This window comes from Pseudoalteromonas aquimarina (assembly GCF_049257255.1).
Classification (GTDB): Bacteria; Pseudomonadota; Gammaproteobacteria; order Enterobacterales; family Alteromonadaceae; genus Pseudoalteromonas.
This window is the reverse complement of sequence record NZ_JBMMUG010000003.1, coordinates 272,447-292,967: the sequence shown is the minus strand read 5'-3', so window position 1 is coordinate 292,967 and position 20,521 is coordinate 272,447. Positions and strand designations below refer to the sequence as shown.

22 protein-coding genes are annotated in these 20,521 nt (G+C 38.8%); 6 read left to right on the top strand and 16 right to left on the bottom strand.

The genetic code is table 11. From position 1 onward, the window contains the following. Positions 1-55: 55 nt before the first annotated feature. Complete coding sequence (locus tag AAEU29_RS09320) at positions 56-724, bottom strand: DUF2306 domain-containing protein (RefSeq protein WP_421973062.1); 669 nt, start codon at positions 722-724, stop codon at positions 56-58. A gap of 148 nt (positions 725-872) precedes the next feature. On the opposite strand from AAEU29_RS09320, the gene AAEU29_RS09315 reads away from it, so the two are divergent. Then, on the top strand, positions 873-2,075 hold the full coding sequence (locus AAEU29_RS09315; RefSeq protein WP_421973061.1) for a helix-turn-helix domain-containing protein: 1,203 nt from the start codon (positions 873-875) through the stop codon (positions 2,073-2,075). 151 nt (positions 2,076-2,226) lie between these two features. On the opposite strand, the gene ltaE is transcribed toward AAEU29_RS09315, so the two are convergent. The 6 genes from ltaE to AAEU29_RS09285 form a co-directional block, all read right to left on the bottom strand. Then, positions 2,227-3,228 carry a low-specificity L-threonine aldolase gene (gene ltaE / locus AAEU29_RS09310; protein ID WP_421973060.1) on the bottom strand — a complete coding sequence of 334 codons (1,002 nt, stop codon included), beginning with the start codon at positions 3,226-3,228 and terminating at the stop codon, positions 2,227-2,229. An 87-nt stretch (positions 3,229-3,315) separates the two neighbouring features. Beyond that, positions 3,316-3,969: a GNAT family N-acetyltransferase gene (locus AAEU29_RS09305; RefSeq protein WP_421973059.1), complete on the bottom strand. Its 654-nt coding sequence runs from the start codon at positions 3,967-3,969 to the stop codon at positions 3,316-3,318. A gap of 2 nt (positions 3,970-3,971) precedes the next feature. Next, positions 3,972-4,424 (bottom strand): DMT family transporter, encoded by a 453-nt coding sequence (locus tag AAEU29_RS09300; protein ID WP_421973058.1) that lies wholly within the window; start codon positions 4,422-4,424, stop codon positions 3,972-3,974. After that, complete coding sequence (locus AAEU29_RS09295; RefSeq protein WP_421973057.1) at positions 4,421-5,047, bottom strand: nitroreductase family protein; 627 nt, start codon at positions 5,045-5,047, stop codon at positions 4,421-4,423. The genes AAEU29_RS09300 and AAEU29_RS09295 overlap by 4 nt, the downstream gene beginning before the upstream one ends. 83 nt (positions 5,048-5,130) lie before the next feature. After that, entirely contained in the window at positions 5,131-5,643 is a 513-nt protein-coding gene (locus AAEU29_RS09290; protein ID WP_421973337.1) for a Crp/Fnr family transcriptional regulator, read from the bottom strand. 333 nt (positions 5,644-5,976) lie between these two features. Next, on the bottom strand, positions 5,977-6,528 hold the full coding sequence (locus AAEU29_RS09285; protein WP_421973056.1) for a hypothetical protein: 552 nt from the start codon (positions 6,526-6,528) through the stop codon (positions 5,977-5,979). A 195-nt stretch (positions 6,529-6,723) separates the two neighbouring features. Here AAEU29_RS09285 and AAEU29_RS09280 point away from each other — a divergent pair, with 195 nt between their 5' ends. Further along, complete coding sequence (locus AAEU29_RS09280) at positions 6,724-7,176, top strand: hypothetical protein (RefSeq protein WP_421973055.1); 453 nt, start codon at positions 6,724-6,726, stop codon at positions 7,174-7,176. A gap of 52 nt (positions 7,177-7,228) precedes the next feature. Here the strand turns inward: AAEU29_RS09280 and AAEU29_RS09275 are convergent, their stop codons facing one another. Beyond that, a complete protein-coding gene (locus AAEU29_RS09275) occupies positions 7,229-8,032 on the bottom strand; it encodes a transporter substrate-binding domain-containing protein (RefSeq protein WP_421973054.1) in 804 nt (267 codons plus the stop codon). A 200-nt stretch (positions 8,033-8,232) separates the two neighbouring features. Between AAEU29_RS09275 and AAEU29_RS09270 the strand changes: the two genes are divergently transcribed. Continuing rightward, positions 8,233-8,781 carry a GNAT family N-acetyltransferase gene (locus AAEU29_RS09270; RefSeq protein ID WP_421973053.1) on the top strand — a complete coding sequence of 183 codons (549 nt, stop codon included), beginning with the start codon at positions 8,233-8,235 and terminating at the stop codon, positions 8,779-8,781. Positions 8,782-8,869: 88 nt separating this feature from the next. On the opposite strand, the gene AAEU29_RS09265 is transcribed toward AAEU29_RS09270, so the two are convergent. Continuing rightward, positions 8,870-10,483 (bottom strand): methyl-accepting chemotaxis protein, encoded by a 1,614-nt coding sequence (locus tag AAEU29_RS09265; protein ID WP_421973052.1) that lies wholly within the window; start codon positions 10,481-10,483, stop codon positions 8,870-8,872. Between the two features lie 158 nt (positions 10,484-10,641). On the opposite strand from AAEU29_RS09265, the gene AAEU29_RS09260 reads away from it, so the two are divergent. From AAEU29_RS09260 to AAEU29_RS09250, 3 genes are read left to right on the top strand one after another with little or no spacing between them, the layout of a single operon-like run. Further along, positions 10,642-11,721, top strand: a complete 1,080-nt coding sequence (locus AAEU29_RS09260; RefSeq protein WP_421973051.1) for a porin — start codon at positions 10,642-10,644, stop codon at positions 11,719-11,721. A 14-nt stretch (positions 11,722-11,735) separates the two neighbouring features. Beyond that, complete coding sequence (locus tag AAEU29_RS09255; protein WP_421973050.1) at positions 11,736-12,146, top strand: type 2 periplasmic-binding domain-containing protein; 411 nt, start codon at positions 11,736-11,738, stop codon at positions 12,144-12,146. A gap of 12 nt (positions 12,147-12,158) precedes the next feature. Then, the gene (locus AAEU29_RS09250; RefSeq protein ID WP_421973049.1) at positions 12,159-13,352 is read left to right on the top strand and encodes a porin; all 1,194 of its coding nucleotides are present in this window, start codon (positions 12,159-12,161) and stop codon (positions 13,350-13,352) included. Positions 13,353-13,427: 75 nt separating this feature from the next. Here the strand turns inward: AAEU29_RS09250 and AAEU29_RS09245 are convergent, their stop codons facing one another. The 7 genes from AAEU29_RS09245 to AAEU29_RS09215 form a co-directional block, all read right to left on the bottom strand. After that, positions 13,428-14,084, bottom strand: coding sequence for a flavin reductase family protein (locus AAEU29_RS09245; protein WP_421973048.1), 657 nt, complete (start codon positions 14,082-14,084; stop codon positions 13,428-13,430). Between the two features lie 54 nt (positions 14,085-14,138). Next, on the bottom strand, positions 14,139-15,698 hold the full coding sequence (locus AAEU29_RS09240; RefSeq protein WP_421973047.1) for a cryptochrome/photolyase family protein: 1,560 nt from the start codon (positions 15,696-15,698) through the stop codon (positions 14,139-14,141). Next, positions 15,688-15,840, bottom strand: coding sequence for a DUF2256 domain-containing protein (locus AAEU29_RS09235; protein ID WP_421973046.1), 153 nt, complete (start codon positions 15,838-15,840; stop codon positions 15,688-15,690). The genes AAEU29_RS09240 and AAEU29_RS09235 overlap by 11 nt, the downstream gene beginning before the upstream one ends. Next, positions 15,840-17,291, bottom strand: a complete 1,452-nt coding sequence (locus tag AAEU29_RS09230) for a cryptochrome/deoxyribodipyrimidine photo-lyase family protein (protein ID WP_421973045.1) — start codon at positions 17,289-17,291, stop codon at positions 15,840-15,842. Before AAEU29_RS09230 ends, AAEU29_RS09235 begins: the two co-directional genes overlap by 1 nt. Then, complete coding sequence (locus AAEU29_RS09225) at positions 17,292-18,650, bottom strand: DASH family cryptochrome (protein WP_421973044.1); 1,359 nt, start codon at positions 18,648-18,650, stop codon at positions 17,292-17,294. A gap of 159 nt (positions 18,651-18,809) precedes the next feature. After that, positions 18,810-19,367 carry a prepilin-type N-terminal cleavage/methylation domain-containing protein gene (locus tag AAEU29_RS09220; protein WP_421973043.1) on the bottom strand — a complete coding sequence of 186 codons (558 nt, stop codon included), beginning with the start codon at positions 19,365-19,367 and terminating at the stop codon, positions 18,810-18,812. A 120-nt stretch (positions 19,368-19,487) separates the two neighbouring features. Beyond that, positions 19,488-20,507: an energy transducer TonB gene (locus AAEU29_RS09215; protein ID WP_421973042.1), complete on the bottom strand. Its 1,020-nt coding sequence runs from the start codon at positions 20,505-20,507 to the stop codon at positions 19,488-19,490. Between the last annotated feature and the right edge of the window lie 14 nt (positions 20,508-20,521).

The window sequence follows — 20,521 nt, the reverse complement described above, 5'->3', positions numbered from 1 at the left end:
TCTAAACATCTTCATTTCGCTTAAATGAAATACCTCAAGGTACACAAATTCATCGCTAGCTATGGTTCTTTTTAAATAACCAATGCGCAATTTGAAGATTCAAAACCAAGCCGATTAAACGCCCATAACCGTGCATAAGTTCAGCTCCCACATTACCCATTAGCATCGCAATAATTTCTAAGAATAGTGGGCTAACAACCGCTAAACTAGCAGCTGCTGCAAAATACACCCAACGCTGATGCTGTTTGAAATCCTTTTTAATTGCATACTTAACAGCAATAACAAACGTTAAGAAAATCGCTATCGCAACTATCACCAAACTCACATAGCGCGCGCCAAATTCATTAGGCGAAAATACATGATGCATCCACACGCCAGACGCCGCCATCACACACGCAGAAATAAAAGCAAAGTAGCCATTAATTTTATGATAGCGCGGTTTTGTTTGTCTTAGCTTTGGTGAAAACTGAAATGGCATTGTTAAAAAAAACACAATACCTGATACGCCATGGCAAATAATCACAAGTGGCATTTCAAAATAGCGCGCGTTAATCATTTCACTGAGTGGCGAATCAACACCACTACCCATTACAACTAAAGCAACAATAAATACTGCTGGTATTGCAGGAATACCTATCATAAAGAGTAAAAAGCTAACGCCAGCCCAGTTAAACGGTGTTTTAAATTCATTTGGTTCTATCATCATTGCATTTTGGTATGTCATTTTTTAATCCTTACACCATACGCTAGTTAAGTTAGAAACGATTATGTAAAATACCTAAAGCAATATCGTTCTAATCTGTTGAGCAGAACCAGAAAAAAACAACAAAAATAAATAAGATATTGTTTATAAAGAAATAAAAGGATTTAATTTGCAACCATCTGAGATGTACTTATTTGCGATTAACATTGCAACCCTAACCTTATTAGGCTTTAACGCAAGTTTACTTATTACTAAAAAAGGCCAAAATTTCGGCTATACTTCCCTTTCTTGCTGCTTTATTGCCATTGCAATTGTGATATGCCAACCCAGCTTAAGATTGCTCGCGCCCGAGTGGCGGCAAACGCAACTTATCGTATCGTTACCTGCATTATTAATGATCGCCCCAAGCTTTTGGTTTTACATTAAAAGCCTTACAGCAGAATCAAAATGGACGCTTACCAAACACGACAAATGGCATTTTGCTTTGCCTGTAATCGGACTATTTATTTCACTTTTTACATTAGTTTTACCTAACGAGATTCAACATGGGCTTTTGGTTGACGGTGATGATGCGGTGCTTGAAAGCGCATCACCCATCTTGCGGTATAGTGTGTATGCTGGGTTGATTATCACCTTTTTATTGGTTATTGGCTGGGTTATACAATCAGCATTTTATGTGGTTAAAACTATTGTTCGCTTAAACCGCTACCGCGCGCATTTAAAAGACATTTTTGCTACAACAGCACAAAAAGAAATGGGTTGGCTTACAGCGCTAGCACTTTTAGTAGGTATTCCTTGGGGATTATTTGCCGTCAATTTAACACTCAATAATTTGCTGTTCCCAAGTGAAATGTATACGCCCTTTTCTAGTTTATTATTACTGATTGCAGTAATGTTTTTAGCGACTTGGGCGCTTCGCCAAAAGCCAGGGTTTGAAGAAGTATTTGATGACATTAGTAAAGATGATGAACCTACTCTGTTGTCAGTAAAGCAAAACAAATATAAAACTTCGGCATTAACTCAAGACAATTTACAACACATTGCAAACAAATTGGAAAACGCAATGCAGCAAGAGCAAATCTATTTAAACGCCGCCTTGTCATTGCCAGTACTTGCAAAAAGTATCAATACTTCATCCAACTATATTTCTCAAACATTGAACGAGCGTTTAGACGTTAACTTTTTTGATTATGTAAATGGCTACCGTGTAAAACACGCTAAAAATGAACTCACAAACAGCAATAAAACGGTACTCGATATTGCGATGGATGCGGGCTTTAATTCTAAGTCAGCGTTTTATAGCGCCTTTAAAAAACACACAGGCGTTACTCCCATCAACTATCGCAAGCAATCAAATGTTGAAAACACCTAAAAAAACAGATTTAGTTTTAAAAAAAATAACTATGCGAAGTTAGCTAGCAAAGCTTGTAGATTGAAGTTATTTCTAAAGTGAGATTCGGTTGTGACTTTTAATTGAAATAATACTTATCACAACCGATTTTAAGTAACTAGATTTTTAACAATTATAAGATGCGTTTAATGGTATCCACTACCGTCTGACAATCTTGTCGAGAAATATCTTTATGCAATACCAAACGAATCTGCTCGCCAGCACAAATATTAATGCCTTGTTCGAATAATCTATTGGCAAAGTCAGCGGCCGTTAGTTCACCTAAATATTCTACAAATACCATATTGGTAAATTGATTAATTACCTTCAAACCTTCAATGCTTGCTAATTCATTTGCCAACCAAGCGGCATTTTCATGATCTTCAACCAAGCGTGAAATGTTGTTTTCTAAAGCATATAGCCCCGCAGCCGCAACAATACCAGCTTGGCGCATACCGCCACCAAGCATCTTACGCCATTTATGTGCCTCATGAATAAATTCCTTCGAGCCACACAATACACTGCCAAGTGGTGTGCCAAGCCCTTTTGACAGGCAAATAGACACTGAATCCATTTTTGAGGTGATGTCTTTAACCGCAACTTGATGATACACAGCTGCATTAAAGACCCGCGCACCATCTAAATGAAGACCTAAACCATGTTCATCGCAAAACTTGCGAGCATCAGATAAATAAGCCATTGGCAGTGGCTTACCCGATACTGTATTTTCAATCGATAATAGACGCGTGCGCGCGTAATGGTGATCGTTCGGCTTAATTTTTCGTTTGACTAGTTCGAGTGACAAGCTGCCGTCTTTTTCGAACTCTATTGGCTGTGGCTGAATGCTACCTAATACTGCCGCACCGCCACCTTCATATTTATAAGTATGAGCATCTTGACCAACAATGTACTCATCACCACGTTGGCAATGTGCGAGTAGAGCTAGTAAATTACTTTGCGTGCCACTTGGGGCAAATAATGCAGCCTCATGGCCGGTTAATTCTGCGGCTTTTTGCTGCAACGCATTTACCGTTGGGTCGTCACCAAATACATCGTCACCAACTTCTGCAGCAGCCATAACTTGACGCATTTGGGCGCAGGGTTTCGTTACCGTATCACTTCGTAAATCAATCATAGTTTATCGTTTTTGTATTTTTTAATATGAGCATTTTTACTCTAGCTTGGCGAAAAGCTAAATACAATTGGATTGAGATAAATACACCTAGTTACTTTGTTTTAAGTGATAGCAAGTACCCTGCTCTGTAAACCCCATTGCCAAATACATTGGCAGGCCAGCTTGTGAGGCCTGCAAACTTATTAGGTCACAATTTTGTTGCCCTGCAAACCAAAGTAAATGTTGCATTAGGGCCTTACCAATACCTTTTCCTTGGTTACATGCTGGCACGCCAACTTGGTGAATACCTAAAGTACCATTGGAAATATAGGCGATTGCTGTACCGGCAATTTTTCCTTGGTCAATAAAAGCAAAAATCTTGGCATCGCTATTTGTTAAAAGTGGCTCAAGTGCTCTGTAATCAATTTCATAACCAAAAGCCTCTGCACACGTTAATGCCCATTTCTTTAGTTGTTCAAGAGTGGATATTATTTCGATACTTTCGCTTTTACTACCGGATAATTTTGAAGTTTGCAACGTCATAGCAATTAGGCTGTTGCTTATATTCTTTTTTTGTAGAACTGTCGGTAATGTTGTGACACACACATTGCCTTGCCAAGAGGTCTCATCAAGTGTCTTAAAATCACTTTGCCATACTTTGTTAGGCCAAGCGATATGACGTTGTACACCATTTTCTTGCGTATTGGCAAAAGCTAACCAAAAGGCATTTAAATTGGCTAAGTTTCTTTGCAAGTTTGTCATCTTTAATCCTTGTTTATTAAAATAATGCCCGCGACTAAAAGCATTGCTCCCAGCGCTTTTGTCGTCGTAATCAGTTTTTGCGGGCTTTCAAATAAGCCAAAATGGCTAATTAGCATAGCGAAGATAATTTGCCCGGTTAGGGCGTAACTCATTAAATTGCCTACGCCCATTTTGGGTATCAGCCAATACATGCTACCTACACCCAAAACACTTAATACACATGACCCCCATAAGTACCAAGGTATATTACTCAGTTGGACATTTTGTAAAGTGACTGAAAGCGTTTTTGCATTGATTAGCAAAAGTACCAGCGAAACCAAGATAAAACTGGTTAAAAATGCATAACTTGTTGCCAACCAAGGGCTTTTTAATAGTTGTCCTAAGCGCGCATTCATCGCAGCTTGAATGGCAATACAGCTGCCCGCTGCAAAAGCCAATGACCAAAGCATATTCATAATAAACTCACCATCTGGTCTTGCGGCCGTCTGAATTTACTGCGATACGCTGTGTGATCTTCTGAGCTGCGAACACCAACAGGGCATATTATTTCAGCGTTTAGTCCACGTTCACTTAATCCTAAAACATGATTAAAACCGACATTATCAAAACCTGTCATTGGGCAAGTATCGATTTGATTAATTGCGGCAGAACTTAGAAGTTTACCAAGCGCAATATAACATTGGTTTGCACTCCACTGCGCTTGCTCGCTAGCAGACAGCGATAATAAATGGTTACTAATTGTATTTTGATATCCAGCTAACTTGCTGGCATCTATGCCTTGGTTATTGGCTAATTGTTGAATGTATAAATCAACATCTGCTGCAGTTGTCATTACACGATTTGCCAACACGAATAAGTGGGAACACTCGGCAATTTTGTTTTGCCCGTAGCTATAAGGCAGTAATGCTTGCTTTAATTTTTCGCTACTTATGATTATTAGCTCATACGGCTGCATACCGTATGAACTTGCACTTAAATGTACACTATCGATTAGCGGCTGGAGTTGCTCGTTAGAAAGTAATTCAGTTGAGAATTTGTTTACGGCATAGCGCCAGTTTAGCGAATTTATAAAATCCATTATGTTTGCCTCATTCAAAGTTGATAAGACAAGATTAATGACTTTGCGGTTTAACCTCATTTACATATGTTGATGAACCAAAATTATTTTAAATCTTTTTTAATTCTGCTCAGTTGTGTTGGCGTAATGCCGAGATAGCTGGCGATATGGTATTGCGCTAATCGACTAACAATGTGTTTGTAATCAACTAAAAACTGCAAATAACGTTGTTTAGCCTCAAATTGCAGGTAACCAATTTCTTTTGGCTCTTTTTCAAGTAACCAATGGGTTTCAAGGTAATTGATATGAAATGCCATTAGTTCATTGTTTTTAAAAAGCGCTTCTCTAAACTTTTTAAAATCTATCTCTAGAATTTGGCAATCTTCTAATGCATCAACGGCCATAAAGCTAGGGGTATTTTTCAATAACGCTGACATACTGCCTGGAAAACGACCTTCAGCAAAAAACGTTTTGTTAAACTCATTACCCTGTTCATCAATAACATATGCTCGCATTAGCCCCTTGTGTAAAAAGGCAAAGTGGTTAGGAGTCTCTCCTATAGCGTAGAGAGTTTGCCCTTTTTTGAGCGAACGTAGTTGGGTGCAATTTTGATACACTTCAAAGGCACTTTCACTGAGCGCATAGTAATTATTAAGAATGGTTTTTAAATGGTGCTGTGGTGTCAAATTAAGGGCTTACACATCAAGACGTTGTTCATAAGTTTAACTTAATTTGTAATGTAAAAGTAAGGATAAATGCCACCTGTCATTTATTGTCTTTGGTATTAAAGTAAAAGACGAATGTAGAACACATTTTTTAACTCACCTATCAAATTTAGTCGCATTACTTCGATAAATTACACCATCAGAATTTAACAACACTTTTAATTTGAACATAAATAATAATCAACAAAAAGCCCCGTTAGGGGCATTTAAAGGGTTGGAAAAGGGTTATGCTTCACATTGCCAATCAATATTCTTTTTGCCTATGCTAACTTGAATATTGTGCTCACCGTATTTACTAATTGACGGCTTAATTGCTTTTTCAAACTTTCGCGCTGTTTTTTCGAAATGACGGGCATGCAGTTCAACCGCATCGATATCTTTTTGATGACTACGAACCACTGCTTCCATCTCTTGTGCGATTTTTTCATGTTGCTTTATCAGCTTTTTATTAACAATCACTTCATCATTCTCTTCTATCACCATTTCACCAGACAAGTTATCCAGCGCAGCTTCATGTTTTGCAAGCGCTTTATCCATTTCTTTCAATGGCTTTTCAAGCTCTTTAAGTGTCATCTCATCCGCTTTCATTGCGTTATAGGCTTCGATTTGCGTCTGAGTCATGACGATTTCGTCAACTGCCTTACAGCCATCAAAAACGTAGATTTTTAATTGTTCATTTTTTGCAATGCTCGTTTCATCTGAGCTTGCATTTGCAATTGCGCAAGCGGTTAATACGCTTGCACTTATAATTAATGTCGCAATTTTTTTCATATCCATAATAAATCCTGTTGAGTAAAGATTGTTTTATAGTTAGTCGAAAGGATATTCAAAAAGGTTTGAAAAAGAGGCTAAAAAATATTTTTATGAGTAAAAACAAAATGTAACAAATAAACACACAATAAAATAAACATCACATATTTCGCTTATATTTGTTTGTAAAAATAGTCTTTCATTTACTACAAGGCTGTTTTTATGAAATATTTTGTATCTTTACTTTGTTTACTGATTTTTTCGAACACTGCGCTCGCGCAAAAGCTTGATGTGGGCGTTAATATTCCAGCTGAATTTGGCGAAACATTTAAGCGAGAGAAAATAAATTACGAACAATTTAAAGACCAACCTTTTTATTTACTGGTGTGGGACTCTGGCAATGAGTTTTTATTAAGGGATATATTACGCCGTACCGATAATTCGCCTGCACCTGTTGTGGTGATGTGTTTAGGGCAAGTAAAAGTAGGTTCTCGCCAAAAAGATTACACCGAATGCGAACATCAAGCGAGCCTACTGAATAGTGATCGCGTGACTTTAATTAAGAAAAAGCGAAACTTGATTGCTGATGTAGTAAAGTTACCAAAGACTGATCATCTCTTTGTTATTGATGAAAAAGGCACTGTAGTGCAAAAAGTAAGGCTGAGAAAACGCTAATTACTAACAAGTTTATCTGGGGAAAGTTGAAGCGGGGAAACCCGCTTTTTTTTTACTTGTCAGCTACTGTTGATGCGCCAGACAATTCGGCTGATAGCGCCATTTTAAAATATTTTTCGTAATACTCTAACGCATTAATTTTAGCCAAGTTATCCCATAAGCTATGGGCTATATTAGGTTGCTTCGCATAGTATTGATGGCTAAATATTAAGTAACCGATACTCTCATTTATTGGAATGGTATTTTCAATAAACCCTTTGGGCAACTTTTCCATTTGGCAATTGGTTAAGGACACATTAACCCGCCCTTTAAAAAGCAACTCGTGCGCTTTGGCTATTGATGGAACTTGATAAATATCAAATCCTTTCAAGCGCATATCACTTATTACACCATAGCCATTGGGTACCGACATATTCATAGGTTTTTTAAAAACTAAATTTGTGCCATCCCAAACTATTTCATTCTCTTTATAAACTAAGCAAGATGAAGAAATTGAAAAACTACGTACATTATCTAAATTTCCATCTTCTTTTTTTGGATACTGCGCAATTTGCTCTCGTAATGGGTGGTAACGACCAACCACCGCATCAACCTTACCAAGCGATAAATCATTAAGGCAACGCTTCCAAGGAAAACGTACATAACTAATTTCAACTTGCTGCGTAAGGCGCTCTAGCTGTTGCATTATTTCGATTGCGGGACCTGGGTTTTCAGCTGGCACATCTGGACCAGAGCCATAAAAATGGGGAAGAACTGGCTTGTTTTCATAACAATACGTTAATTTATTCTTGCCATATGCTGTAATAGAAACCGCTGTGAGCATTATCAGCATACCGTTGAATAAAAATGTTCGCATAACGCGCCTTTAAAACAGTTTACAACACATATATTGTAGACCGATACAATCAAAGAATGTATTCATCTTCTATGAAAATAGCCATTTTTTGCATATAGCATTTCCTAGAGTTGTGATTATTAATACCTTCTAAAGCTCATCTAGCTTTTACCTTCAGAGGCAATTAAACTGGAGAACTTACAATTAAACAAATCGTTAAAATGGAATTTGAAACCTCTCGCTTACTTTTTAGACCAATTTCACTCACTGATTATGATTTTTTTGCTCACTTACATCAATTACCTGATGTGATGCGCTTTGTTGCAGATTTGCCTTCAAATGAGAAAATTAAACAACGTTTTAATGAACGATTGGGGCATTGGCAAAAAGAGCATAATAACTGGCTAACACTTGTAATGATTGAAAAATCGAGTTTAAAGCCCATCGGCGTAACCGGTTTTTTATCTCAGTGGCAGCCATTTAAGCAAGCAGAACTAGGCTTTTTAATTGACCCCGAATTTCACGGTTTAGGCTACGGCAAAGAATCCACACTCAAAATGACGGAGTTTGCTTTTAATGAGTGTAAATACCATAAATTAAACGCTACTGTGACTGAGGGAAATGAAGCATCTAGTTGTTTATTAACAGCTCTTGGGTTTAAGTTAGAAGGAAAATTGCGCGATAACTATCGTATTAATGACAAGTGGTGCAATGATTTGAAGTACGGTTTGCTTAAGCACGAGTATAGTTTACTACATCCTCAGCAATAGTTTTTTTGAGCTGCAAGTGTTTGGATTGAGATAAGAAAACAAGCACAAAATCCATTTTGTGCTAAACCCAAAGATTTAAACGTAGCGATTACAAGTTAAAGCGCGATGTAGCATCAAGTAATTTATCTGATAAGTCATGTAAATTAGTTGCCACATTTCGGACTTGTTCAAGCGAGTTCAATGTTGATTCAAACGATGAATGCATATTTGACACATTATCAACAACAATGGAGGCAACAGAGGTTTGCTCTTCTGTGGCCGTTGCTATTTGAGCGTTCATACCATTAATCGCCAATATTTGTTCGGCAATTTTACGAATAGACTCGCCCGTTTTTTCGGCATTATCAGAATTTAACTTGGCTTTTTCCATTGCTGAGTTCATTGCTGTTACTGACTCATTTGCAGCTGCAGTTAACACATTAAGTAAGTCGCGTATCTCATTTGTAGATTTTGCAGTACGTGATGCAAGCTCTCGAACTTCATCAGCCACCACAGCGAAACCGCGACCTTGCTCACCAGCACGCGCAGCTTCAATAGCAGCATTGAGTGCGAGTAAGTTAGTTTGCTCTGCAATAGAGGTAATAACATTTAAGATTTGACCCACGTTTTGTGTATCATTCGCTAGTTGATCTATAGTGCCAGATGCAGCTTCGATTTCATCTCGAAGTGCGTTTGATTCGGTAACAGATGATTCAATCTGCCTTGTACTTACTTCAACTTCTTTTTCAGCGCTTCGCGCAGCTTCCGCTGCACTTGCAGCAGAATTAGAAATATCACCCACACTCAGTTTCATTTCTTCCATTGATTGGCGCACTATTTCTGCATCATGAGATTGCTGGTTTGTTGCATTTTCAGCTCGCTCCATGCCCTGCACCAAGCGCGTTGAGTTTTCCATTAAAGGGCTTACAACCGAAACCACATTTTCAACTGAATCTTTTAGCAGTGAAATAAAGCCATTGAAATTTTGCGATACTTGACCAATTTCATCCTCGCTTCGCACCTCTAATTTACTGCTTAAACTACCACCACCATTGGCAAGCTGCTCTAAAGACGAAGCGACATCTTTCGCCGACTGGCTGATAGCTTGCGCAATAAAGATGGCGAGCAAAGTTGATATAATAATGGCGACAGCAATAATGCCAATGGTTACCCCTAGTGCATCACTAGAGCGCTCTAAAGTATCACTAATAAGTGCTTGAAAGCGTTCATCCGATTTTCTCTGAAAAGCATCAAAATGCCCAACGAGCTCCTCGTATTTTGCTGTTTTTTCTTGAGCTTGCTGTTGAATTTTAGAAAAATCTGCAGTACCTGCTATCATGCCAGAAGCTATTTCTTTGGCTATTTTGCTGTATGCCTCTAACAGTTTCATATCTCGGCTACTGACATCCTCAGGAGAGAGCCTTGCAAGCTGATCTAAGTTTTGTTGAATTAATTTGCCTGTTTCATCAGCCTTACCTATTAGCTCTTCATCACCAAAGGTAACTGATTGAGTGTAGAGTTCATCTAATTTTTGAACTAAATATTTGTTGGCAGTGGCATACTTAACTACTTCATAACTAACGGAAGAGATTTCGTTAATTGATTTTTCGTTATCTACCATTGTACTGCGGCTGACAGTCAAAATTGCAAGCAGCAAAATAACTGTTAACCCTGTGATTAAATGAATCTTTTTGTTTATGCTTAAATTGTTTATTAGTTTCATCACGCCTGTTATTCCTAGTAGATTAACTTTGCTGATTATTTATTCGTAAACATCAACATTTAAATTGTTGTCTATTTTTCAATTTTTGCTAGTAATTCTGTTTAATTAACTATACTTACTTCGCTAATAACGCAAATTAAGCAATTTAGGAAACAGTTATGAACAATAAAGTTTTATTAGGTTGTGCATTGTGTTTTGCGGCTTTTCCAAGCTTTTCAGATGTTAATATCTCTGGTTTTACTAGCATAAATGCAGGCAAAGTACTAAGTGGCACAGGTGTTCCTCACTACGGTATTAATGAACCAACCTTTCTCGCTGACTATCCCATTGTGAGCGTATATAACGAAGACATCACGTTTAAACCCGAATCTTTATTTGGCTTACAAGTCACTGCGGATGTCAGTGAGGGGTTAAGCGCAACAGCTCAAATTGTTGCCCGTGGCGCAGATGACTTTAATGCGGAGTTTGAGTGGGCCTATTTATCGTATGAAATCAATGAAAATTGGACAGTGCAAGCAGGTAAAAAACGCTTACCTCTGTTTTACTACTCTGATTTTTACGATGTAGGTTACGCCTACGTATGGATGCGTGCACCAGCAGATAACTATACCTGGCAAATCTTCAATTATAACGGGGTAAATGCTCTTTACACGGGCTCGATAGGTGATTGGTCACTGTCTGGAAATATCTATATGGGTCGCGAAGACGATAAAGAAAATAAACTGCTTTCAGACTTTTTCTTTGGTGCAACAACCCGTGAAATCTGGAAAGATATTCTTGGCGGCGTTATTCAAACCAGTAACGATTGGCTTGAAATTAGGGCTACCGCAATGACCTATACCAATCAACGTTATATTGATGGTGAACCTTCAATGTGGGATGGTAAAGATGAGCGCGATGGCAATTTTTATGGCTTAGCGGTTAACGCTGATTTTGGTAATTTCTTTGTTTTAAGTGAGCTTAATCGTTTAGACCTTGATGGTAACCTTGATACAGCCATGATCACACTTGGTTACCGTATCGACTCATTCACTCCTTTTGTTTCATATTCTACCTTTGACCAAAAAGATGGTGTTGATGGCGAAAATCATAACACCACATCATTTGGTGTTCGTTGGGATTTCCACTCTAACGCGGCATTTAAAATTCAGTACGATGATGTTGAAGACAATTCGTATGAACTTGCAGTTGCTGGTGATAGTAAAGCCATTACTATTGGCGTTGACATGGTATTTTAATTGAGGGTAACGTAATGAAAAAATTAATTATTTTAACACTATTTATGTTTTCGTCTTGGTCATTAAGTGCCGCAGTTGATGTTATTGTTCATCCATCAAATGCAAATGCAATTGATGCAGGCGAAATTAAAAAAATCTTCACGGGCAAAACAAAATCATTTGCCGATGGCTCAAAAGCCCTGCCTATCACTCAGGCCGATGGCAACCCTGTCACTGATGAATTTAATCAAAATGTACTTAGCAAATCATCAAGTCAATTAAAGGCTTATTGGTCAAAACTGGTATTTACCGGTAAAGGTACCCCACCAAAAGAAGCTGCAAATGATGCTGAGGTTGTAAGCCTTGTTGCTAGTAATCCAAATCTTATCGGATTTGTGACACAAGGCAGTGCCGACGGCAGTGTTAAGGTTGTTCAATCTTTTTAACGAGGTGAAGTTATGAAGAAAAATCGCTACCTATTTGCTTCATTGTTACTTACAACTGCGGCTGCACCTAGTTACGCAGATGTTCGAATAAATGGCTTTGCTTCAATTTATGGTGGACAAACACTCAATAGCAGTGATTCACTTTACAACTACACAGATGAACTGGACTGGCAAAATGATAGTCTGTTTGCTGTGCAAGTCAGTGCTGATGTGAGTGAAGGATTATCTGCAACTGCACAATTGATTGCTCGTGGCAGTGAAGATTTTAATGCTGAATTTGAGTGGGCTTATCTTACTTATGAAGTATCTGAAAATGCGCAATTAAGCGCAGGTAAAATGCGCATTCCATTTTACCGCTATTCTGATTTTCTTGATGTAGGTTACGCCTACCGCTGGGTTAGACCACCTCAATCTGTGTATAACTTGTCTTTTTCAACTTATGAAGGGTTAAGCTATTTGCATAACTCAACCATTGGTGAACTAGACAGTAGTTTACAATTGATGGCTGGCTCTGTTGATACCGATATTACAGCCGTCACTAACTCTGATGCCGCAAAACTTAAAGACACTTTGGGTATCAATTGGAGTTTGTCAAACGGTTGGCTTACAGGACGTGTTGCTTATTTTATCTCTGAAGCAACGATTGATGTGAGTGGTAGTAATGAGCTAACAGGGCTCTTCAATGGCTTACAAGCCTATGGCTTAAACGAACAGTATAGTAATTTAGCTATTGAAGAAGATGATGCATACTTTGCCGCTGTTGGTATTGGAATTGATTACAACGATTTTTTATTCGACGCTGAATACACACAATTTGAAATTGATAACAGCATTTTAGCTAAACAAACCCAATATTATGTGTCTGTTGGCTATCGCATGGATTCAATTACATTAAGTGCAACGTATGAAGGCAATGACGATAAAAACTCAAGCGACCAATTCAATCAAGTACCTCGAAGTATCACAGGGCCTGGGGGTATTCAAATTCCAGTTGTAGTACCTGGCACAAATCCACCTCTGTATCTGCAAGATGCCACTAATTTTGCCCTTGCATCGCAAGCGGCAAAGTCGAATGCATATTCATTTACAGTAAGGTACGACTTCCACCCATCTGCAGCCTTTAAAGTGGAGTACACCCATTTTGAAGATGATTTAAGTGATTATGATGCTGATCTTGTCACTTTTGGTGTGGATCTCGTGTTCTAATTGTTCTTTCCTTAAAGCAAAAGCCCTACTCACAATAAGTAGGGCTTTTTTATGGAATCGGTTAAACCAATGTGACTAGCAAACCTCACCTTCAATGTTCAATAACTGTGGCTTTGTATTTGGCTTAGCATAACTTAATCGCCCCAATCGCTCGGTTGTGTGGTAGCAATCAAGGCCTGAAATTGCCACGGTATCAAGCGCTTCAATATCAATGTAACCGTCTTTGCAAAGTGCGATTTGTGGCACAATAATATGGGTTATTTCCCCAATGACCAATACCGTGCCGTTAATTTCGAGCGGTTTTATTTCACGTAATTTAAGGGCAAATTTGGCTTGTGATTCACCGACAAATGGCGCATTTATGCCTTTTTCAAACTGCTCTGTCAGCGCTACTTTTTCAAACTCAGATTCACTTTCGTCATAACGCGCCGATGTTTGGTGGGCTTGTTGCCAAATAAGAGAATTTACGTGATTAATGGTGTACACACCCGTTGCTTTTATATTGCTTAACGTGTCTCTAGGTACGGTATCTGGGCGGATGATCATACCTATTAGCGCAGGATCTGCACCTAAATGAAATACTGAGCTGACGATCGCCAGATTTGTTATACCCGATGCGTTTTGGCTACCAATTAAATTCGCACTTTTAAAGCCTGATAAGCTATTAATTAACCGAGCGCGTTTGCGCTGTTCCATCGCTTTAATATCATCTTGAGTTATGTGTTTTATCATTGCATTTGCCTAAAAATCATTTGCTTTGCTATACGCTTAACCACAAGTAATCGATTACAAATCTTCAAGATTTTGCAGTAAAAAATTCGCGCGACTGAGCACCTTATCGCGCTCATCTTCTGGTTTTTTTAGCCAGTTACTTAACACCATTTTAGTGCGTGGATTATTGGTAAAGCTGTCTTTATGTTTATCCATAAATTGCCAATAAAGAGAATTAAGCGGGCAAGCATCATCCCCCACTGTGTTTGCTACTTTATAATGGCAATCACTGCAATAATCGCTCATTTTTTTAATGTAATTACCACTTGCCGCATAGGCTTTTGAACCAACAATACCGCCATCGGCAAACTGGCTCATCCCACGGGTATTTGGCATTTCAACCCACTCAAGTGCATCGATGTAAATGCCTAAATACCAGTCATCAACCTCATCAGGGTGAATACCTGCTATTAAGCAAAAGTTACCCGTTACCATTAAGCGTTGAATATGATGAGCGTAAGCAAAATCAAGTGATTGCGTAATCGCATGAGACAGGCAGCGCATTTTGGTGTTTCCACTCCAAAACCAACTTGGCAGTGGCAAGTTCGCATCAAGGGCATTGAGCGATGCGTAATTGGGCATATTTGCCCAATAAATACCGCGCACAAATTCACGCCAGCCTAAAATTTGCCTTACAAAGCCTTCTACCTGGGCAATGTCTATGTCGTCGTTTTGTTCAAAGGCTTCTATGGCAGCATTCACTACGCTATGAGGGCTTATCATTTTTGCATTAATGGCAAACGATAATCGAGAGTGATATAAACTCCAGCCTTTGTCCTCGCCAAACTCAATAAGTTTGCCTGTCATTGCATCTTGAAATTGACCAAATTTTGGTAATAAGTATTTGCAAAAAAAGGCTAATAGTTGATTTGCTTGACTGCGATTAATTGGCCAGAGCAATTGTTTGTCTGCTTTACCCATGGTTTTTATGCCATGTCTTTCGATGCGCGCCAGAATGTCAGTGACATCATTAGCAAATACTAGTGGCTCAGGAATATCGGCAAGATCAGAGGCTTTTAACTTATTGCGGTTTTGACTATCGAAATTCCACTGCCCCGTAAGTGGTTCCTCTCCATTCATCAATACATTAAACTCCACGCGCATTTTGCGATAAAAATGCTCTAACCGGTGTTTTTTACCTTGCTTGAAATAACTGGCTAATTGATTATCAGCCAAGTAAAAATGCTCGGTATCAAATACCTTGTAGTCGATAGAAAGGCTTTTACAATAATCAGTTAGCTGGGCACGTAAACGGTACTCATCTGGCAGTTGATAGCAAAAAGAACGAATACCGTACTGTTTGATTAGATGATTTAATAAGTCGGGTAAATCAGCGTACTTTTGTGTGTCGTCTAAAGTTAAGTAAATCACCTTATGGCCAGCTTTTTCTAGTGCGCTGGCAAATGCCTGCATTGCCGCAAAAAACGCCGATACTTTTTGAATGTGATGGGTGGTGTAACTTGCTTCTTGATGTAGCTCTGCAATCAGATACGTCACATTGTGCGACTTTTCTTTAAACCAAGAATGCTGTGCATTGAGCTGATCGCCCAAAATTAATCGAAGCTCACTGGTCATTATTCTTTCCTTTTTGTCGGTTACCCGCACAGCGTTTTGAGCAGTATTTCACATTATGCCAATCTCGCTGCCACTTTTTACGCCATGTAAAGGGGCGTTCACACACTTGGCATATTTTTGTAGGTAGTGCTGATTTTTTCACTAATTTGGCCTAACATGGCGATTAAGTAACCGCTTACTTTCAATCACGACTTTTGGCTTTTTACGCCATAACCAAAGTAACGCTTGTGCATCTTTATAGCTTTGTTTTACATCAACAATCGGCTCAGGATAATCTTCACCCAATGTAAAGCCATACATCATTTGTTCCATTTGTGATAGCTGCCATGGGCTGTGGATCAATGGTGCAGGTACTTCGCGAAGTTCAGGCACCCACTTTCTAACAAAGTCGCCCTTTTCGTCTTTTTCTTCCCCTTGCTTTACGGGGCTATAAATGCGAATGGTATTAATGCCAGTCACACCCGCTTGCATTTGAAACTGGCTGTAATGAATACCTGGCTCAAAATCTAAAAATAAACTGGCAAGATGCGCTACACCTGCACGCCAATCAAGCTCTAGGTGATGACACAAAAAACTCACTAACATAGCGCGCATGCGAAAATTTATATAGCCAGTTTCAATTAGGCAGCGCATACAGGCATCAACCATTGGAATACCAGTTTGCCCCGTTTTCCAAGCATGTAATCTTTGCTCTGCTAAGCCACCAGTCACCCGCGGTAAGTCGTCATACCCTTTGTTAACGTGGCGAAACTCCATCTCGCATTCGCTTTCAAATTTCTGAATAAAGTGGCAATGCCAATGAAGTCGCGATGTAAAAGCAACAAGGCTTCTACGCCAGCCGGGAACTTGCCAGTGAATGAGTACCGTTTGATACACTTGTCGCAAACTAATATTGCCCCACGCCAAATACGGCGATAATCGCGAGCAATAAATTTGACTTAAACTTGGGCTTGAAAGGTTAAATGCATACACTTTACCGCGAGCGGTAAAAAAGTCGTTAAGCACATTAAATGCTTCGCTTTCGCCGCCATTTTGAAACTGCCCCTGAATATTTTGAAAGCGCGTTTCAAAGTGTGCTAACTGGCATTCGAAATCATTATTTTTAAACCAGTTAACCGTGTTTAAATCAAGATTCAAACAAGGGGCACGCATTACTTGCTGCCAGTTTTCATCCCAATGAATGCGATGACTTAAACCCCGTTGCACCGCCCCTAAAGGGGCTTCATGCCAGATGACTTGATTGCTTTTGCACCAAGTAGAAAACGCTTTATCTCGCGAAAAAGTGTTATCAAGGCCAATTTCTTGATGTGAAAACACCTGCGAAATATCGTATTTAAGATTAAGCGCTTGATGTACCGCTAGAGCGTCACCTTTTGCGACATACAAAGCGCCTTTTGGCAACTTGTTTGCCATATCGCGCAGTGACTGTGAGACAAATCGCCAATGGCGCTCAGAATAGTGTGCATCGTCAAGCAAGATGTCTTCAAAACAGTACACCAATAATACTGGCAACCCTGTTTTTGAAGCTTCAAGCAGTGGCGCGTGATCAGACAGGCGGAGGTCGCGTTTTAACCAAACAACTGCAATGCTCATTTAAGTTACATCGCTTAAAATTGGCCAATCTGCTGCATCATTGGCATCAAGCAAAGAGCCAACCGCTGTGCCTTGCCACTTTCGAATAAATTTGCCGTTTACATCAAACAGCTCGGTTTGCTTTTCAATATTGAAATGCCGCCCGCCGCGCGGATCAACACCAACGCCTGCAATGTACTGCCAATTACCCCAATTTGATGCCACATCAAAATCAATCAGCTGTTGTTGAAAATAAGCAGCACCATAGCGCCAATCAAGCTGTAACTCATTTACAAAACAACTTGCCGCAATTTGCCTGCCGCGATTTGACATATAACCGGTAGCGTTAAGTTGCTTCATAAGTGCATTAACTAACGGATAAGGTGTATTACCGCTACACCATTTTTGATACCGCTCGGCAAAAAAGCTAGTGAGTGGTTTGGTATCACTGAGGCCTGAAAACGCATAAAGTCGCTCGCCTAATTTTACACTCAGCCACTGAAAGTACTCACGCCATAACAGTTCAAACTTGATCCAATAGGTTGATTCGTTGGCGCCATCTGAATGCTCATATTGTAATACCGCATGACAAATTTGCCTTGGCGATAAATTACCAATCGCTAAATAGGGGCTGAATTTTGTCGAGTTGTGCCAGCCATCTAACTCATTGCGGGTTTCTTTGTAAGTTTTTACCGCGCCACTATTTAGATAACTCACCAAGTGATACTTTCCCGCATGTTCCCCTGCAAAAAAAGGCATTTCATTTGGCAATAAATAGGATGTATCGATGCTTTCAAACCATTTCAATAAAACAAAGTTGTTTTCAATTTTGATTGGCTTAGGTAAATGTTCGGGTAAAAGTGTGCTTTCTGATAGTGTTGGTTTAGCAACGTCTAAAGAATTTTTTTCAACTTTATTGCGAAATTTACTAAAACTGCCCGACATACAATCAAACTTGTCAATTTGATGCTGTGTGAATAGTGTATGTTGCCAAAACTGCACAACATTCACTTTAGGAAATGTGTTTTTTAAGTGAAGGACTTGTCGTCTTTCGTATTCACCCACTTGCTCTGCAACCACCAACTCAGTAATCGCATGAGCTTCTATAAGCTCACTTACAACAGCTTGCGGCTTGCCCTCTAACACAATCAACTGATGCCCAATGGCATTAAGTTCATCGGCAAGTTCTTGTAAGGCATTTAAGATAAATCGCGTTTGATGATCGCCAAGCAGTTGGCTGTGATAGTTATTGGCAATTTTCGTACTGGGATCAAGCACATAGACAAAAGCGATTTGTTCACTGTTTTTCAGCGCATATTCAAGCGCAGCGTTATCACTTAAGCGTAAATCATGGGTAAACCAATAAAGAGTATTGAGCACTATTTCAAACCGAACGTATTGCAAACTATGAGATATCTATACGTGTACCTGATTGAAATAGTTCAGCCGCGTTTAATCCATTAGCGCTTAATTAAACACCTTATCCCCGTCATAAAATCATGCTAAATAGGAGGAAGTTTTCACAAATAAGCAATTAAACTAGCAGCCAGTATCAACAGTAGAGGCTACTTTACTGGTAACTTGGCTGCCATTTTCAGCAAAAGCGTAATAGGCATAGCATTCGTCTTGTAGGCTGTAGCCTTTAGGGAATATAAATAATCCCCAGCCCTGAATACTGCTATTTACATAAGATGCTGGGGTTTGATCTATCACACACAAGCGCTCTTGGCAGTTATAGCTCGCAACTAAACTTGCACCTAAATCAAAATACCCATTGCCCACATAACTGAAATCTCCGTCCATTAAATCGCCCAACGCGTTATTCCAGATTTCTTGCGGCGCACCAAAATAGGTATTAACGGTAACCCCATTAACGATAACGGATTCATTGCTAACTTTATGTTTATGTTGCATCACTGCTTTAGCGTAAATGCCATCGGTAAGCTGATCTAAACCAGCAGCCACTTGTTTAAGGGTTGCAATATTTGCGTCGCGATTAAGTGAAAGGAATTTAGGCGCAGCGACAACGGCTAACACGCCGAGTACAACAATCACTAAAATCAATTCAATTAAGGTAAAGCCATTTCTTCTTTGCATATTTTTAAAATAATAAGCTGAACAATAATCACATCTTGATTAATTAAGCTCTCAAAACTAATGTTAAAGCCGTTGTTGAAATACAACTTAATGTTAAATCAAGTAACTTTCATTTACTAACTAAGACTTTTGAGTCAAAATAAAATTTGTTGGTTCATCAGTTCGAAGTAAAATATGACAGTTTTTAACGGAGTTTCTTTCAAATATATAACTATCCTTATTTTTTAATGGTTTCGCTAAACCATTCGCACAGCGAAGTTGAGCTTGGGTAAAACTGCCTTTTTTAAGTTCTATTACCGCACTATTTCTAACAAGTTTTCTAAAAAAAACATTTCCTTTATCAAGTCGTTTTTCAACTTTAATTTCAGATTCATCATTGATGGGGTTTTCAATAAGCAATGTGTACTCTTGCTTAGTCTTATCATCAAGTACGACGTTTTCAACTTGTTCTAATCGTTTTAAAGCTAACCTTGCTCTTGGATAGTCTTTATCATGCACATACCATTCAATTGCATTTTGCAGTGCAGGTACGGAAATTGGTTCAGGTAAATATTCACTTAAACTAAGCACATCATCCATATAATTTCCGTAATTCTGCCAATCATTTTTATAGAAATGGAGTTGAGATTGTTGCCAATAATACATAGCTTGTTCAACCCAGTTTTTTACTCTATGTTCTGCAATATTTTCGAGTTCAGCCTCAGCATTTTTAAGATCTTTTGAATCGAGGAATGATTGGATCATCTCGTAATCTTTATAAAATTGTCTTGAAACTTGACTGTGAGTAGTTTTTTTACGGTGAAACTTCAATCGAAAAAAATAGTTTTTGCTAGCTGAGGTTGGCTTTCCTGAAACTAAAGCAGGCGAAAACTCTAAATTAGATAGAAATTTAGCTACATCTTTTTCCATTTCTCTAAAATCAGACGAGTTAATAATTTCAAAACCAGTAAGTTTAGCTTCTGCATCAACAGTATAATTAATGAATGCCCAGCCATGATTGTCGTTCGTACCATAACTAGTATTGAATGGTTTGTTATTGGTTTTCAGTACAGTTATTGGTTTATTTTCAATTTCTTTAGTAAAAGCAGTAAAAGGTAGTAGCACCATTGAAAATAAGCTAACAAAAATGGACAACTTCATATTTAAATCCTTTA